General features: G+C 37.9%; 12 protein-coding genes and 3 pseudogenes. 9 read left to right on the top strand and 6 right to left on the bottom strand.

Annotation, left to right across the window (positions count from 1 at the left end):
• Positions 1 to 248 (bottom strand): annotated as a pseudogene (locus tag ACFIKE_RS02600) (glycosyltransferase family 1 protein); the annotation flags it as partial.
• Between the two features lie 17 nt (positions 249 to 265).
• Complete coding sequence (greA, locus tag ACFIKE_RS02595; RefSeq protein ID WP_007347010.1) at positions 266 to 739, bottom strand: transcription elongation factor GreA; 474 nt, start codon at positions 737 to 739, stop codon at positions 266 to 268.
• A gap of 338 nt (positions 740 to 1,077) precedes the next feature.
• Here greA and ACFIKE_RS02590 point away from each other — a divergent pair, with 338 nt between their 5' ends.
• The 3 genes from ACFIKE_RS02590 (at position 1,078) to ACFIKE_RS02580 (ending at position 5,314) form a co-directional block, all read left to right on the top strand.
• Complete coding sequence (locus tag ACFIKE_RS02590) at positions 1,078 to 1,392, top strand: SH3 domain-containing protein (RefSeq protein ID WP_273788409.1); 315 nt, start codon at positions 1,078 to 1,080, stop codon at positions 1,390 to 1,392.
• A 259-nt stretch (positions 1,393 to 1,651) separates the two neighbouring features.
• On the top strand, positions 1,652 to 3,970 hold the full coding sequence (gene uvrB, locus ACFIKE_RS02585; protein WP_375648333.1) for an excinuclease ABC subunit UvrB: 2,319 nt from the start codon (positions 1,652 to 1,654) through the stop codon (positions 3,968 to 3,970).
• A gap of 762 nt (positions 3,971 to 4,732) precedes the next feature.
• Positions 4,733 to 5,314 carry a BA14K family protein gene (locus ACFIKE_RS02580; protein ID WP_375625802.1) on the top strand — a complete coding sequence of 194 codons (582 nt, stop codon included), beginning with the start codon at positions 4,733 to 4,735 and terminating at the stop codon, positions 5,312 to 5,314.
• A 51-nt stretch (positions 5,315 to 5,365) separates the two neighbouring features.
• Here ACFIKE_RS02580 and ACFIKE_RS02575 read toward each other — a convergent pair.
• Positions 5,366 to 5,519 (bottom strand): annotated as a pseudogene (locus tag ACFIKE_RS02575) (MBL fold metallo-hydrolase); the annotation flags it as partial.
• On the opposite strand from ACFIKE_RS02575, the pseudogene ACFIKE_RS02570 reads away from it, so the two are divergent.
• Together ACFIKE_RS02570 and ACFIKE_RS02565 are read left to right on the top strand one after the other, a co-directional pair.
• Positions 5,508 to 5,749: pseudogene (locus ACFIKE_RS02570) on the top strand (excinuclease ABC subunit UvrB); the annotation flags it as partial. The pseudogenes ACFIKE_RS02575 and ACFIKE_RS02570 sit on opposite strands and share 12 nt — an antisense overlap.
• Before the next feature lie 582 nt (positions 5,750 to 6,331).
• On the top strand, positions 6,332 to 7,090 hold the full coding sequence (locus ACFIKE_RS02565) for a BA14K family protein (RefSeq protein ID WP_375648332.1): 759 nt from the start codon (positions 6,332 to 6,334) through the stop codon (positions 7,088 to 7,090).
• A 65-nt stretch (positions 7,091 to 7,155) separates the two neighbouring features.
• On the opposite strand, the gene ACFIKE_RS02560 is transcribed toward ACFIKE_RS02565, so the two are convergent.
• Entirely contained in the window at positions 7,156 to 7,806 is a 651-nt protein-coding gene (locus tag ACFIKE_RS02560) for an MBL fold metallo-hydrolase (protein ID WP_375625798.1), read from the bottom strand.
• Positions 7,807 to 7,948: 142 nt separating this feature from the next.
• On the opposite strand from ACFIKE_RS02560, the gene ACFIKE_RS02555 reads away from it, so the two are divergent.
• Both ACFIKE_RS02555 and ACFIKE_RS02550 read left to right on the top strand, forming a co-directional pair.
• Positions 7,949 to 8,653 (top strand): response regulator, encoded by a 705-nt coding sequence (locus ACFIKE_RS02555; protein WP_375648331.1) that lies wholly within the window; start codon positions 7,949 to 7,951, stop codon positions 8,651 to 8,653.
• Between the two features lie 8 nt (positions 8,654 to 8,661).
• Positions 8,662 to 10,002: an ATP-binding protein gene (locus ACFIKE_RS02550; RefSeq protein WP_375648330.1), complete on the top strand. Its 1,341-nt coding sequence runs from the start codon at positions 8,662 to 8,664 to the stop codon at positions 10,000 to 10,002.
• A 45-nt stretch (positions 10,003 to 10,047) separates the two neighbouring features.
• Here ACFIKE_RS02550 and ACFIKE_RS02545 read toward each other — a convergent pair whose 3' ends face one another.
• The gene (locus ACFIKE_RS02545; RefSeq protein WP_375648329.1) at positions 10,048 to 10,548 is read right to left on the bottom strand and encodes a YbjN domain-containing protein; all 501 of its coding nucleotides are present in this window, start codon (positions 10,546 to 10,548) and stop codon (positions 10,048 to 10,050) included.
• Between the two features lie 368 nt (positions 10,549 to 10,916).
• Positions 10,917 to 11,201: an accessory factor UbiK family protein gene (locus tag ACFIKE_RS02540; protein WP_375648328.1), complete on the bottom strand. Its 285-nt coding sequence runs from the start codon at positions 11,199 to 11,201 to the stop codon at positions 10,917 to 10,919.
• A gap of 305 nt (positions 11,202 to 11,506) precedes the next feature.
• Here ACFIKE_RS02540 and lgt point away from each other — a divergent pair, with 305 nt between their 5' ends.
• The gene (gene lgt / locus ACFIKE_RS02535; RefSeq protein ID WP_375625788.1) at positions 11,507 to 12,385 is read left to right on the top strand and encodes a prolipoprotein diacylglyceryl transferase; all 879 of its coding nucleotides are present in this window, start codon (positions 11,507 to 11,509) and stop codon (positions 12,383 to 12,385) included.
• Entirely contained in the window at positions 12,360 to 13,439 is a 1,080-nt protein-coding gene (locus ACFIKE_RS02530; protein ID WP_375648327.1) for a class I SAM-dependent methyltransferase, read from the top strand. Before lgt ends, ACFIKE_RS02530 begins: the two co-directional genes overlap by 26 nt.
• Positions 13,440 to 13,465: the final 26 nt, after the last annotated feature.

The raw sequence follows: 13,465 nt of genomic DNA, 5'->3' as shown, positions 1-13,465 counted from the left end.
AGCATCTCAATATTGCGTCGTGCATGCCAAATACGAAATGGCTTCCCTTTCGGACTTTTCCAAAGTCCGAAAAGGTCCTTAAAGGCAAGAGTCGGCAAAGTTTGTGGTAAACCAAACCCTAAAGTGGATATACGCACACCCTGTTCGCGTTGCAGTGGAATAAGCTGAATAATCGTAGATGTTACTCCCGATAAACGCCTTTTAAAGTGAGGCGCAATAATTTCAGTTTCGTCCAAAGATACACGCATAATAATCCATATGTTATTTAGATATACTGAACCTTAATGATCTCGTAATTATGCGCACCACCTGGTGCATTCACCTCAATCACATCACCTTCTTGCTTTCCAATGAGTGCACGTGCAATAGGCGAAGAAATAGAGATTTTACCAACCTTTACATCAGCTTCTTGATCTCCTACGATCTGATACACTTTTTTTTCTTCTGTATCCTCATCCAAGAGTTTAATGGTTGCTCCAAATTTTATTTTGTCGCCTGAAAGACGCGAAACATCTATAACTTCTGCTCGGGCAATATAATCTTCAAGCTCATTTATACGCCCCTCATTATGGCTTTGTGCTTCTTTAGCTGCATGATACTCAGCATTTTCTGATAAATCACCATGTGCACGCGCCTCAGAAATTGCTTCAATAATTCGCGGACGCTCCTGTTGTTGACGCCAACGCAACTCTTCTTTAAGACTCTCAAAACCAGCTGTAGTCATCGGAACTTTTTCCATAATCCGTCCCTTTCTATTACACGGAAGGTTTAATAAAAACACAAAAAACGGCTTCCAAAATTACTTTTGGAATCCGAAAACTACGATCTTTTTTATTATATAGTACAGTATCGCTATTTTCCATACAAAAATAAATAAAGGAAACAAAACATGCACAAATAGTGATTAAAACATCTCATTTTGGTGTTTAAAACGTTAAACTTCACTCTTCTCTTTAAAATCTCCTAAAGAAGAAAGAATTGTATTTTTTTCTGTTTTATCATAATCTAGCAAAAGAAATCATATGGGATACAAAGAGAGAAGGATAGAAAATCTCTAAAGAAATTCTTTACAGAAGAATGAAAAAAATCGTCATTTTTTTTATGTTTGGCTCTTTCTTTTTCGCCACAACAGTATCTGAAGCTGCGGATGCTTTTGTTACGAGAAATCTTAATTTTAGAACAGGTCCCAGCACTCAGTATGCACTTTGCGGCTTAATCTCTGCTGGAGAATTGGTTTTTGTTAAAAACTGTGAAGGCAATTGGTGCCATATCCGATATAACACTCAAATAGGTTGGGTGTCATCTCGTTATCTTTCATTTAAAGATGGAAATGATCTTTATCACACATACACAATGTCTTTAGTGCCCAAACGTACCGATTATTCTCCATAACAGCCATAATAATTTATGCCATCTTAAATATCATCATGGCAAAAATGCAATAGTGTCCAAGAACAACCACAATATGCCCCCTCCAAAGAACCACTTCGAAGAATTCGTCTCATAGAAAAAACTTGATCAATATCCTAATGAAAGCTCCAATAAACCAAAATAAATCTGTTCAATAACGTTTTGCTGTTATCGTAATGAAATTGTAAAAATTAGTATTTTCTTTAAAATCACCAGCACTTTTCTATTAAAGGATACAACAATGAAAAATGGTGTTACAGCAACAGTTGAGGCTCTTTCTGCTCTGATTGCCTCAGGCAATCCTCTTTTTAAGAATGGCGTATTATGGACACCTCACCGCCCTATTCGTCCTGAAAAATCTGAAGGTGGCATTCCATTTCAACTCGAAACACCCTTTGAACCTGCAGGAGATCAACCTCAAGCAATTAAAACTCTGGTTGAGGGAATTCAAAAAGATGAACGTACACAAGTGCTTTTGGGTGTTACCGGCTCAGGAAAAACCTATACAATGGCCAAAATCATTGAAGAAACACAGCGTCCAGCTTTAATCTTAGCACCAAATAAAACTCTAGCAGCGCAGCTTTACGGAGAGTTTAAAAGTTTTTTTCCCCACAATGCCGTCGAATATTTTGTTTCCTATTATGACTATTATCAGCCAGAAGCCTACGTTGCACGCTCTGATACCTATATTGAAAAAGAATCCTCAATTAATGAACAAATCGACCGTATGCGCCATGCTGCAACACGTGCTGTCCTTGAACGTGATGACGTCATTATTGTCGCGTCTGTATCGTGTATTTACGGGATTGGTTCAGTAGAAACTTATACTGCTATGACCTTCAAAATAGAAAAAGGTGATAAACTCAATCAACGAAAACTCTTGGCTGATTTAGTCTCTCAACAGTATTATCGACAAGATATCAATTTCATTCGTGGTTCCTTTCGTGTTCGAGGGGATACAATCGAAATTTTCCCTGCCCACCTCGAAGATCGTGCTTGGCGTATTTCGCTCTTTGGCGATGAAGTGGAAACAATTACGGAATTTGATCCTCTAACGGGACAAAAAACAGGCGATCTTCAATCGATTAAAATTTATGCCAACTCACACTACGTAACACCACGCCCAACACTCAATCAAGCGATGAAATCGATCAAAATGGAACTCGCTCAACGCCTTGATGAATTGAACGCAGCTGGACGTCTTTTAGAAGCACAACGTTTAGAACAACGTACAATTTTTGATTTGGAAATGTTGGAAACCACCGGCTCATGCTCTGGAATCGAAAATTATTCACGCTATTTAACAGGACGAAAACCCGGAGAACCACCACCAACCTTGTTTGAATACATTCCAAACAATGCTCTTGTTTTTATCGATGAAAGTCACGTAACCATTCCCCAAATTGGAGGCATGTACCGAGGTGATTTTCGAAGAAAAGCAACCCTAGCAGAATATGGGTTTCGCCTACCTTCCTGTATGGACAATCGCCCTTTACGCTTTGAAGAATGGGATGCCATGCGCCCACAAACTATTGCCGTCTCTGCAACACCAGGACGCTGGGAAATAGAACAATCTCATGGCACTTTTGCAGAACAAATTATTCGTCCAACAGGGCTCATTGATCCGCCAACAGAGGTTCGTCCAGCCAGCAATCAAGTCGATGATGTTGTAAATGAAATTCGTAAAACAATTCAAAAAGGCTACCGTACATTGGTGACAGTTCTCACAAAGCGTATGGCCGAGGACTTAACTGAATATCTCCACGAACAAGATATTCGTGTACGCTATATGCATTCTGACATTGATACATTAGAACGCATTGAAATTCTACGCGATCTGCGGCTTGGCACCTTTGATGTCCTCATCGGTATCAACTTGCTCCGAGAAGGCTTAGATATTCCAGAATGTGGTTTTGTTGCCATTCTAGATGCTGATAAGGAGGGCTTTTTGCGCTCTGAAACTTCCCTCATACAAACAATCGGACGTGCTGCACGTAACGTAGATGGCCACGTTATCCTCTATGCAGATACAATCACAGGCTCCATAGAACGAGCCTTACAGGAGACACAAAGACGTCGACAAAAACAAATAGCCTATAATGAAGAACACCATATCACACCCAAAAGTATCAAAAAAAATATCGGAGATATTCTCAATTCAGGCTATGAAAACGACCATATTCGCACAATTACCCCTGATGTCATCGAGAAAAAAAATATGGTTGGCAACAATTTAGCATCTCATATTAAACACCTTGAAAAATTAATGCATGAAGCAGCTGCTGATCTCAACTTTGAAGAAGCAGCACGCCTTCGCGATGAAATCAAACAATTACAAAAGATAGAACTAGAAATCGCTGAGAACCCCTTAACTCATCATAGCGAACAATCTACCCTTGAGCCCGTATTACAACCAAGTCTTTTCTCCAAACCAGACCTTGCACACATGGGACCAACCATGGATACTGGTATTTTGGAAAATCGAAAAGGAAAATCTGGTAACCCCCCCCCTAATCAAGCAACAATAAAACGAAAAAAAACGCAACCAACAAAGGAGTAAGAAATTTCAAACCGCCTAAAATAATCTTCAGCTCTTCTAAAAAAACAACTAAAGCTCAAAAGCAAACAGCATTATCCGCAAAACAGACAACCTCAAACATCAAGGGAGCTCCAATTTATCTAAAACACCATGAGAGAGAACTTTTTACAAAAAATGCCTAAACTTTATTAACTTTTTAAGTAATTTTTCTTGTTAAACCGCGTTATAAAAAATCCCTAAAAATGTAAAAAACTTCTAAACTCTAAAAAAGCAGACAAATTTAAAGAGAATGTTTTATATATATCAAAAAATTACTTACAATATATTATCTTTATACAGTTATACTCTGATATCGAACTCAAATATTATTTAGACTCACAAGAGAATATTCAAATATTACACTGTACTATAACACAAATAAAGTAAAACAAGACTTTATCGTAGAACCATAAAATCATGATAAAAAATGATAACTTTTATTCATACTCCTATTATTCAATTTATATTGTATCAAGTGATGCAAAAAGTATCCCTAAATAAAGAGTTTATATTCCATAGTAAAAAATCGGGTACTCTTACTACAAACTTATTAATTAACCTCAAGCATAGTACATTAATTGAAATCAAAATTCTGTCATGATTTTATTTTACTGTATCTGAGATGGGTTTAACTAAATGAATTTTCATTTGTTTTGCCACAATAAAGTCCAAAATTATTCAGGCTCTATTCAGTTTGAAACATGTAGGATGTGAAAAATACGAATTTACACAAGGAGCATCATTATGAAAAAGATGATCAGGTTAGCGGTATTATCAGCAATGTCAACTGCAACCGTTTTCATGCCGCTAAATACAACGCTTGCGGATATGGCATGGTATCAAATGAGTGAAATGAAGAGGGAGTCTGGTTTACCGTCTCGCAATTTTAGCTCCCATTCTTTTCATAGTAAACATCACTCTTTTGATGATCCCCACAAGCGTCATTATTTCAGCCAGACATGGAGAGAACAACAACATCATCATGTTGAAAGCAAAACATATCATTATGTCGAACGTAAAAAGACAAAACACAGTAATATTCAAGGAGATGCTTTAGCATTGGGCATTCTTGCTCTTGCAGCAGGTGCAGTTCTTAGTAAAGTTTTTAAAAAACCAGAACAGCCACAAATTGTCTATCAAGACGTACCACAAAATCAGGTGATTTATCAAGTGCAGCAAACGGTGGAATATGAGCCAGTACAACAATCATCAGAATCTGATTGGCTTCAATATTGCAAGAAAAAATACCGTTCCTTCAACCCTAAAACAGGTACTTTTCGAGGCCGTGATGGCTTAAATCATGTCTGCTATGCTCCAGTAAATTGAATTAACATTGAGAAAAGCCCGCTCTAAAGCGGGTTTTTGATGCCCTCCCCCTTAAATCTCTTGAAGAAAAGGATTATTTTTGGCGCTCATAGCCTATGCTACTTTTGGGACCATGCCCACAGATAAAACAAACATCATCGCCTAAGGGAAAAACTTTTTCTCGAAGGGATTGCATCAATTTTTCATGGAAGCAGAATGGGATGCCATGCGCCCCCAAAAACTATTGCCGTCTCTGCAACACCAGGACGCTGAGAAATAGAACAATCTCATGGCACTTTTGCAGAACAAATTATTTGTCCAACAGGGCTCATTGATCCACCAACAGAGGTTCGTCCAGCCAGCAATCAAGTCGATGATGTTGTGAATGAAATTCGTAAAACAATTCAAAAAGGCTACCGCACATTGGTGACAGTTCTCACAAAGCGTATGGCCGATTAAGCAATTTTTCTTGTTAAACCGCGTTATAAAAAAATCCCTAAAAAAGTAAAAAACTTCTAAACTCTAAAAAAGCAGACAAATTTAAAGAAAATATCTTATATATATAAATTCCTAAAATATATTATATTTATACATTTATACTCTGATATCGAACTAAAATATTATTTATCCTCACAAGATAATATTAAAATAGGACGCTGTTCTATAATACAAATAAATTAAAATAAGACTTTATCATAGCACCATAAGCATATGATAAAAAATGATAACTTTTATTTATACACCTATTATTAAATTTATATTGTATCAAATGATACAAAAATTATCCCTAAATAAAGAGTTTATATTCCATAGTAAAAAATCGGGTGGGGTCAATAAAAACTTATTAATTAGCCTCAAGTAGAGTACATTAATTGAAATCAAAATTCTTTCATGATTTTATTTTACTGTACCTGCAATGGGTTTAACTAAATGAATTTTCTTTTGTTTTGTCACAATAAAGTCCAAAATTGTTCAGGCTCTATTCAGTTTGAAATGTGTAGGATGTGAAAAATACGAATTTACACAAGGAGCATCATTATGAAAAAGGTGATCAAGCTAGCGGTATTATCAGCAATGTCAACTGCAACCGTTTTCATGCCGCTAAATACAACGCTTGCGGATATGGCATGGGATGTTACTCACTCTATCACGAGAGAAATAGATGATATGATGAGGAAGATGCGTAAAGAAAGAGATGATGCGACAAGGGAAATGGATAAGGAAATTGATATGTGGCGTTCCAGTTTTTCTAGCTCCCGTTGTTCTGATAGCAAAAATGTCTGTCATTCTGATGATTTCCAAAAGTTTGTTGATGATTTCCGCAAGCGTTCTGAAGAAAACTCTAGAAGATTTGAAGCCAAACTTAATAGGACGGAACAACAACAACAACAACAACAACAACATCATCATCATCATCATCATCATTATTATCATCATGTTGAAAACAAAACATATCATCACATTGAGCGCAAAAAGACAAAACACAGTAATATTCATATAGACAACTCAGGAGATGCTTTAGCAGTGGGTATTCTTGGTACAATTTTAAAAAAACCAGAACAGCCACAAGTGGTTTATCAAATAGTACCACAAAATCAGGTAATTTATCAAAAAGTTCCGCAAAATCAAAGAGTTTATCAGGTGCAGCAAACGGCGGAATATGAGCCACTCCAGCAATCATTAGAATCTAATTGGCTTAACTATTGCAAGAAAAAATACCGTTCCTTCAACCCTAAAACAGGGACTTTTCGAGACCGTAATGGTTTGGAACACATTTGTTATGCCCCAATAAATTAACTTCTGTTCTACTAAAAAAGTCTTAAATGGCACAAAAAAATGCTTCAAAGCGTTTTTTTGTTTGCTCATATATTAAAATCTTGAAGAAAAGGATTATTTTGGCGCTCATAGCCTATGCTACTTTTAGGACCATGCCCACAGATAAAACAAACATCATCGCCTAAGGGTAAAACTTTTTCTCGAAGAGAGTGCATCAATTTTTCATGAGAACAGAAGGGGAAATCAGTGCGTCCAATAGAACCACGAAAGAGCACATCACCCAAGAGAGCTAAGCGTTCTTTTTCATTGAAATAAATAACATGACCAGGAGAATGTCCTGGGGTGTGAAAAACCTTAAACACATGTCCAGCAAAATGAACGCACTCACCATCTTCTAACCATTGGTCAGGAATACAGATGCATGCATCAGTGATGCCGTAATTTTTTGCGCTTTCGCTCACGGCATCCATCACAGGCTTATCATCGCAATGTGAACCGATAATTTTTACATTAAGCGCCTCTTTCGCTTGCATTGCTGCTCCCACATGATCAAAATGACCATGTGTTATCCAAATAGCCTCAACGATAACGCCATTCTTTTCGATTACGTCTTGAATCCGCGGCCAATCACCACCGGGATCAACGAGAACCCCCGTTTTACATTCACTATCAAAAAGCAAAGTGCAATTTTGTTGGAATGTCGTAACTGGAATAATATGTATATTAAGACTACCCATAATATCCTTTTCAAAAATAACTTTTTTAAATTTATAAATAAAACTTTCTCTCCTTTAAGGTAAAGGTGCTGCTCGACAGCTTTATACAACTTATGTAAACTTGCATTTTGTGTAAACTAAATTTTTATCAAGGTTTTTAAGAATGTCCGATCATGTTCAAGTTTTGTGTGATGACGCACCTCACCTTCTTGTGATTGATGACGACACTCGTATCCGCAATCTTTTATTTCAGTTTCTCATTAAAAATGGATTTCGTGTTTCAGTTTCAGCCAATGCTAATGAAGCAAGACGACTGTTGGCAAGTTTAGATTTTGATCTTCTTATTGTTGATGTCATGATGCCTGGTGAAAACGGTATTGATCTTACTCATTCACTCCGGCAAACAAAGGATGTTCCTATCTTCATGCTAACAGCTTTATCAGAAATAGACAATCGTATCCATGGCTTAGAAGCGGGTGCAGATGATTATCTTGCTAAGCCTTTTGACCCTCGTGAACTTCTTCTTCGTATCAATGCCATTTTACGGCGTGGTTTTCCCCCTCACCAACCCAAAATTGAGCAGATCGTTTTTGGACCTTATATATTTTCAATTTCACGGCGCGAACTCAAAAAAGGAGGAGAAATTATTAAATTAACAGATAAAGAACAAGAAATGATGGTCATTTTTGCCGAAAATGCAGGCGATACAATTCCGCGCCATAAATTCGCGACCGATGACAGCAATATAAGTGAACGTACCATTGATGTACAGATCAACCGCCTTCGTCGTAAAATCGAAAAAAACCCAGCACTGCCTATATGGCTCCAAACCGTGCGAGGAATAGGGTATAAACTCTCTATTGAATAGGCACAAGAATGATCAAACCTTTAAGATTTTTTCTTCGATGGTTAACGAAAAAAATGCCTAAACGGCTTTATGCCCGCTCTTTGATCATTATTATCGCTCCCATGGTACTTCTGCAAACAGTCATTGCTTATGTCTTTATGGAACGCCATTGGCAAATGGTAACCGAGCGTCTTTCAATGGCTGTCGTGCATGACATTTCAGCCATTATTGATATTCTTGAAACATATCCACAACAAGATAACTATGAAGATATCAAGCGTATTGCACAACAACGCATGGGATTAAACATTTCTATCCTACCCCCTTCCCCTCTTCCCCCTCCAGGACCTAAACCATTTTTCGCAATTCTTGATTATTTTCTGAGTGAAGAAATCACCCGCCAAATTAACCGCTCCTTCTGGATTGATACAGTAGGCGATTCTAATCTTGTTGAAATCCGTATCCACCTTGGTCACAACATCTTACGCGTCTTTGCTCCACGCAGCCAAGCCTACGCTTCCAATACTGCTATTTTTTTAAGCTGGATGGTAGGAACAGCGCTTGTTTTATTGCTGATAGCAATTTACTTTTTGCGCAACCAAATCAAACCCATTCAACAATTGGCTGAAGCAGCAGAAAGCTTTGGACGCGGTCGTCCTTTACCAAAAGGATTTCAACCACAAGGAGCTGATGAAGTCCGTCGTGCTGGCATTGCTTTTTTACGTATGCGAGAACGTATTGAACGCCAAATCGAACAACGCACCATGATGCTCTCAGGAGTAAGTCATGATTTAAGAACCATTCTTACACGCTTTAAACTTCAGCTAGCATTAGTAAATACTGACTTTGATATTAAACCGCTTGAGCAAGATGTAAGTGACATGCAAAATATGTTAGAAGATTATCTTGCTTTTGCTCGTGGTGAAGGAAGTGAAAGTGTCAAGACTTTTGATTTAAATGCTCTTATGCAAAAATTCTCCGCCGATGCTCATCTTCACAAACGTCAATTTTCTTACACCATTGAAGGTCCTACAGAAATAAAAGTACGTCCCCGTGCTTTCATACGCTTGGTCAGCAATCTTGTATCAAATGCATTTTGTTATGGCACAACCGTTACACTAACAGCTAACTCTCAACAAGAATCTTTTATATTAATAATCGATGATAATGGACCTGGAATTCATGAAAATATGCGCACAGAAGTTTTTAAGCCATTCTTTCGACTTGATAAAGCGCGAAATCAAGATGCAAGTGGAACAGGACTTGGTCTTTCTATTGCTCAAGACATAGCACGCAGCCATGGTGGCAATATACAACTAGATGAGAGCCCACTCGGAGGATTACGCGCTATTCTTGATATCCCCCTATGAGCAATATTTCAGCAAACCATCTGTAAAAATAACAGACTGTGTATTTTAGGCATTCCCTACAGTTTCAAACAAAGTGTACTGCAGTGCCTTGTAAGCACTTTCTCCCGACAAAGCAACCATCTGAAATGCAACATAATGGCTTTCACAGACTTTAAGTGCATGTATCAACAATGTTTCAACCTGTATATGAGATGGATGCATCCCACCAGCCAAAAGAAGACCTTGCCGATAAATAACTGAATTATTCCTTTGCCAGTAATCAAAATGTCCCAACAACAACTTTTCATTAATTGCTAGCAATAAGCGCTGTATTTCAGCTGTTCGAGCATTTTTAATAAAAAGATCAAACGAACAAGCCAAGTGAAGTGCTTCATGCTCTTCCATCCATGAAAAAGCAAGACGATAATTTGCGCGCTTTCCTTCCACACAAACGCTAATTTCATCTTGCGCATCCCGCTCAAACGACCAATCATATTCACAGGCAATCTGTTCGATAAAGTCAACAGGGTGCTCTTTTCTCTCTGTGGCGCAAAATGCAAGCCTCATCACAATCCTCAATCATCTTAAAAACATTGTCAACAGAATATAAACCGCCTAAACTGTAACAATATTTTGCTACAATCAGAACCTTTACAACAAACAAATACACATAAAAACATCGACAGTACACAAACACCCAGAACACAATCGCGCTGTTTAGGGCAACCTGATAGTCATAAAACGAATCATCAAGTCTTTTCAGTGTATTGATACAATTTCATAGCGCCAGCCCCCCTGATTCAAAAAAATGTATTTTACCCAAAAAAAAATCAAAAATAGACAAATGCTCCGCTCTAACAGACTCAAGATTAAGCATTTTTTAGTTTCACGCATCATATTGAAAAATTGGGGATATTTTTTTGAAGATTCCTTTTTTAAGAAACTATCTTACTTTTTTTTGTGTCTGCGTTTTTTAAATCATCTTTTTTTAAATCATCAAGACGCCTTTTCAAATCACCATTATCAGCATGGATTTTCAGCATCATCTCCTTAAAAGTCTCAAACTCTTCGCGAGAAACAAGACCAAGTTTGTTTGCTATCTTTTCAGCCTGCACACGAAAAGCTGTTCCAGCTTCACGTCGTATGCCTTGCGCGACGTCAGCAGCATCTGTTGCTAATTTTGCTAATTCATCAAGAATACGATTTGATCCATTACGCATAACATTTTTCCTTAAATTTTAATTATTGACGCACGCATTATAGCGTATTCTCATAACATTTAGATACTGTAATTTGTTCCTTTTACCCTATATTTTACATACTGTGCAGATTTTTCATGACGATTTTTTTAAGATTTTTTAATATTTCTTTTATCACCATATTTTTTTACCGCGATAAACCAGTGGAAATCTATTCCCCTTTCTGACTAGCCTCCCTACTGACTTGACCATTGCGCATTCATCTGTCATTTCTGACCATCAGAGTCACTTTATATTCATCTCGTATAATGTAAGATGCTTAATTCATGAACAATCTTTCTTGTCCAGCCATTGCTTTTCCGTCTTTTCTTGATCCTGTCATTATCCAGCTAGGTCCCATAGCACTTCATTGGTATGGACTTGGTTACGTGGTGGGGATTCTTTTTGCTTGGTGGTATGCGCAAAAATTATTAAAAAAAACATCTCTATGGTATAGAGACCACCCTCCTATGGATAAAGAAAAGATCGGAGATTTTGTTGTCTGGTCTGCCATAAGTGTTGTTGTCGGAGGGCGTTTAGGACAAGTTCTTGTATGGGATCCCATTTACTATTTTAACCATCCAAGTGCTATCATTGCCGTATGGGATGGGGGAATGTCCTTTCATGGCGGACTTATTGGTATTATCATTGCTATGGTCTGGTTTGCCCGCAAAAATCATATTAACATACGAGCCATGTTTGATATCATTGCTGCAGGTGCTCCTATTGGTATCGGCATTGTACGAATTTGCAACTTCATTAACCAAGAGTTATGGGGCAATATTACTACACGTCCTTGGGCTGTTTGTTTTCCTCTCGATCCTCACTATCTACCGCGCCATCCAAGCCAACTTTACGAAGCTTTCATGGAAGGATTTCTTCTCTTCATCATCTTATGCCTTATCATTTTTGCCTTCAAGGCATTAAAGCGCCCTGGAGCTGTTGCAGGAACATTTATTATAGGCTACGCAGTAGCACGCAGCATTTCTGAAGTTTACCGTGCGCCTCAAGAAGATCCAGAATGGTTTTCGACTCTTTTCCATTCTACTGGTTTTACCTATGGCATGGCTTTATCTCTTCCCATGCTTCTTTTAGGGTTTTATCTTCTTCTCCACGCCTTTAAATATAAATCGACAGAAAATGACCAATCTAAAAGAAAAAATTAAAGAAATTATTGCCCTTAATGGACCAATCACTGTTAGCCAATATATGACGTTGGCACTTACCGATCCTCAATTTGGTTATTATCAAACACAAACACCTTTTGGACGTACCGGTGATTTCATTACAGCACCTGAAATAAGCCAATTATTTGGAGAGATGATTGGGATTTGGACCCTCGCAAGCTGGAACGCTCATGGTTGTCCTCACCCTTTTATCCTCGCTGAAATAGGTCCAGGACGTGGAACTCTCATGGATGATGTTTTGCGTACCATTCAAAAATTATCCACAACAGCATTTGAATCTGCTGAAGTTTTTCTCCTTGAAATAAGTGAAAAACTCGCAGAGGAACAAAAAAAGCGCCTTTCCTCCTATCAAAAAAAAATCCATAGCATTGAAAGTTTTGATCAAATCCCCTCAAAACCTCTCTTCCTCATAGCTAATGAATTTCTCGATACACTCCCTATCAACCAATATATTAAAGTCAATGGAGAATGGAAAGAGCGCTGCATTACAGTCAATCAAGATGGAGATCTCATCTTTATTGCTGCCCCGCATAAACTTCCCTCTTCTTATCTACAAACCTATTGTTCTAAAGTGCCTGACGGAACAATTTTTGAATATTCCCCCTTACGGCATCAATTCATGCAACAAATCAGCCACCATTTAGTACAAGTGACAGGTTCTGCTTTACTTATCGACTATGGTGCTGCTGATCTTGCATTTGGCGATACACTGCAAGCACTGTCAAAACATAGATTTCGTGATATTTTTGATGCCCCTGGTGAACATGATTTAACATCCCATGTTGATTTTTCTTTTTTAAAAAACACAGCCCTTGAACAAGGTTGTTTTGCTGAAATCTTCGAGCAAGGAGATTTTCTTTTAAAAATGGGGCTACTGGAGCGCGCAAAACAGCTTGGAGTTGGCAAAAGTGCTCCTTTGCAAGACAAAATCCGCCAGGACATCGAACGGCTTGCTGGTCAAGATCAAATGGGAAAATTATTTAAAGTTTTACATGTTTGTGATAAAAACATCTCCATACCTCCCCAATTTTGATAACCGGCGCTTTTGTCAATAAGCAC

Origin of the sequence: Bartonella sp. MU70NMGDW, from assembly GCF_042194085.1 — a bacterium.
Classification (GTDB): domain Bacteria; phylum Pseudomonadota; class Alphaproteobacteria; order Rhizobiales; family Rhizobiaceae; genus Bartonella; species Bartonella grahamii.
The sequence above is the reverse complement of the archived record's forward strand: the minus strand, read 5'-3'. Positions and strand labels throughout refer to the sequence as shown.

Coding starts and splice junctions, on each gene's coding strand:
- ACFIKE_RS02540 (WP_375648328.1), bottom strand. CDS start 11,201: ATGCGTAATGGATCAAATCGTATTCTTGATGAATTAGCAAAATTAGCA.
- uvrB (WP_375648333.1), top strand. CDS start 1,652: ATGAAAAATGGTGTTACAGCAACAGTTGAGGCTCTTTCTGCTCTGATT.
- greA (WP_007347010.1), bottom strand. CDS start 739: ATGGAAAAAGTTCCGATGACTACAGCTGGTTTTGAGAGTCTTAAAGAA.
- lgt (WP_375625788.1), top strand. CDS start 11,507: ATGAACAATCTTTCTTGTCCAGCCATTGCTTTTCCGTCTTTTCTTGAT.
- ACFIKE_RS02590 (WP_273788409.1), top strand. CDS start 1,078: ATGAAAAAAATCGTCATTTTTTTTATGTTTGGCTCTTTCTTTTTCGCC.
- ACFIKE_RS02530 (WP_375648327.1), top strand. CDS start 12,360: ATGACCAATCTAAAAGAAAAAATTAAAGAAATTATTGCCCTTAATGGA.
- ACFIKE_RS02550 (WP_375648330.1), top strand. CDS start 8,662: ATGATCAAACCTTTAAGATTTTTTCTTCGATGGTTAACGAAAAAAATG.
- ACFIKE_RS02565 (WP_375648332.1), top strand. CDS start 6,332: ATGAAAAAGGTGATCAAGCTAGCGGTATTATCAGCAATGTCAACTGCA.
- ACFIKE_RS02580 (WP_375625802.1), top strand. CDS start 4,733: ATGAAAAAGATGATCAGGTTAGCGGTATTATCAGCAATGTCAACTGCA.
- ACFIKE_RS02555 (WP_375648331.1), top strand. CDS start 7,949: ATGTCCGATCATGTTCAAGTTTTGTGTGATGACGCACCTCACCTTCTT.
- ACFIKE_RS02545 (WP_375648329.1), bottom strand. CDS start 10,548: ATGAGGCTTGCATTTTGCGCCACAGAGAGAAAAGAGCACCCTGTTGAC.
- ACFIKE_RS02560 (WP_375625798.1), bottom strand. CDS start 7,806: ATGGGTAGTCTTAATATACATATTATTCCAGTTACGACATTCCAACAA.